The 2785-nt window shown below is 30.7% G+C and carries 2 protein-coding genes; both read right to left on the reverse strand.

The window, feature by feature from the left end:
* Positions 1-1963, reverse strand: a 1963-nt coding sequence (locus B9N65_RS10705) for an Mbeg1-like protein (RefSeq protein ID WP_087583816.1), incomplete at its 3' end; no start/stop codon positions are given.
* A 9-nt stretch (positions 1964-1972) separates the two neighbouring features.
* Positions 1973-2599, reverse strand: coding sequence for a hypothetical protein (locus tag B9N65_RS10710; protein ID WP_087583817.1), 627 nt, complete (start codon positions 2597-2599; stop codon positions 1973-1975).
* Positions 2600-2785: the final 186 nt, after the last annotated feature.

The following is a 2785-nucleotide window of genomic DNA, read 5'->3' on the forward strand; positions in this document are numbered from 1 at the left end:
ATTTATCTCTTATCTTGTCATATATCCTTTCAATATCCACTATGTCTTTATCTTTTGTAAATATAGCAATGCTCTCTTTATCTTTATCCACATATACGCTAGAGCTAGCTGATAAAAAGCCAAATTTTATCTCGCCTCTATCTTTTACGTCGTATAAATTTATAGAGCCACTCTGCGTGCTGTTGTCAAATAAAAGAGAGTAGGTTTGCTCTGATCTTTTCATAAAGTATGCCTTCTCATCTTGTGATGAAAGCGACCTTGTGAAATTTGACGTATAGGTGTAGAGCTTGCTAGCATCAGCCTTGGTGGTGGTGATATCACTAGAGCTCTCATCTACCACCTTGTATGTCCTGCACTTGTGCATAGCTCTTTTATCTTCTATGCTTTCACATCCACCTTCTTTAAATTTCTCTACTTCATCTTTGCTTATTATATTTGTGTATCGCTTCTCGTCACTAAGCTTAAATATATCTTCTATTATCAAAGCTTCTTGCTCGTCTTCTAAATTGTGATTAAATATCTTAAAGTCGTGTTTTATATTATTTAATAGTATAAGCAACATCCAGTTTTTGTTTTTATTATATAAAAGAGGTGGTAGTGTAGCTTTGTTATCTATATAGGATGTCTCACTTTTATATGCTAAAGATAAATTTGTGTCAAGATCAAAAATAAGCTTATAGTTTTGCTCCATAAAGTCATTTAGATATAAAAGTGTGCCTTTTAGGCTAACATTTTTTGTCTTTTCGTCATTATCTTTTTGCTCTAAAAGATATGAGAAAAAGTATAGTGTAGCAGCCGTGTAGGTAAGAAAGTGCGAGCTTATACTTACATTTGTATTTAGTATCGCATCTACGTTGCCTATATTTATAAGCACCTCATTGCCATTTATATCAACTCCAAGGTCTTGTATAGCGTTTTCATAGAGTTTATTGTTAAAGGCTAGGCTATCATTGTCTGTTTTCATGTGATATATGTTATTAACATTTAAAGGTGCTGGTAGGTAGGTGTGGTCCTTATCTGCTAAGAACAAATTTTCTTTAAGCTTTTCATAGTAAGGGACATTTCTTTTATTAAAGAAATATATGATCTTATTTCTAATGAACCTTGGCATGAGATCAATAGATGGGATGCCTACTCTAGTTTTCATATAATCTGTTAATATCCCAGGAGAGTTAAATGTATAAATTTCATCTACATATTCAGCAAAGGTAAAAGCACATATCTGAGTTAAGTATCCACCAAGTGAGTGACCACATATATTTATCTTTTCACCTTCTTTTAATATAGGTATAACACTATCTAAAAAGAAATTTATTAAAGAATTTACCTGTATTGGTATCTCATTAATTGTTAGCTCTATATCTGCAATTAAGTCTCCTGGAGTGATCTCAGTACCTCTAAAGGTTAATATTTTTTTGCTGTTGTCCTTTGTATCTTCAAAGAGCGTGGCACTAAAACCTAGCCCATTATTTTTTTGATGTTTTAGAAGTCTAAATCTTGATGTGAAATTTTTGGTACGTTTGGAGAGATTGTCTATTGTGTAAAATAAATACTGCTTTTTATTTCGAGGGACTTTTATAAAATTTTTTATTTGATTAGAAATTTGTACTTTTTCTTCTTCTAATTCATCATCTTCTTTTGGTTTTTGAATAGTTAAGTCTTGCATAAACCTAGCTTCGACACAAAGAGCGTAAGATGTAGGAGTACCAGCAGCTTTTATGGTATTTCCGCTTTCATCTTTAATGTCAAATTCTAAAGTATGACCATAATTTACATTATCAGCATAGTCCCATCTAGGATTTGGCTTTTTTAAAATTCTCTCATTATGAAATTTATCCGAAAAACTCCAAATTTCATTCTCGTCTATATATTCAAAAAACGCATAAGCAACATCGGCTATATCAGCATAGTCTTTTATCTTATTTACCATCTCTTTGTTGGTTAAATTTTTAATAGTATTCATTTATTTGTCCTATTTATTTATCTTTTGAAATTTATTGTCTATCAAGTAAAAATAATTATCTCCAGCTACATTTATATATCTATTTTTTGTAAATTTTATTCCACTTGCTTCATCGCCTGAAAGTGTATATGTTGTTTCAACAACGTAGTAGTCTAAACTTAGATCGATTACTCTTACTTCATCATTATCATCTATATAAAAATAGCCCAAGTCATAAGATGGTTTAAATTTTTCATAATCTTCACTGCCAATAAATTCTTTTATTTTATCTTTGTAAATTTGTGGAGTTTTTATCTTTTTTCTAGTTTCATTTTCATAATCAACCCATCTGAGGTAATATTTTTTTCCATTAGATAAAACTCTAGGTAATTTTTCATTAACTGGCGTCATATCAACTGCATAACGATTTTCGGCTAATTTTTTACCACTTAAGCCTTTTGTCATTATTCGTCTCTCTTCTTCTCTCTTATCTATCTCCTTATCTAGCTTTTCATCAAATACATAAACACCACCATATTTTTTAGCAATGCTCTCTTGTTCGCTAGTTAGATCAGAAATTCTTATAAAGCCATTAAAATAAGCAAGTGGTAGCAGTATAAACAAGCAGATAAAAACTATAAATTTTACTTTTTTCATCATAAATCCTTTTAAATTTAAAACTATACAAGATAGAAATTTCTCATAATCTTATTGTGAATATATTTATAATATTATTAATTTATTATGCCACTGATAGCGCGCAGCCTTTGTCGCTTAAGCAGTGATGAACTAGGTCTTGCATGAGAGCGTGGTTGTCATTTACTCTTTTGGCACTTAGTGCGC

Source organism: Campylobacter concisus (genome assembly GCF_002165815.1).
In the GTDB taxonomy this organism is placed as follows: Bacteria; Campylobacterota; Campylobacteria; order Campylobacterales; family Campylobacteraceae; genus Campylobacter_A; species Campylobacter_A concisus_BH.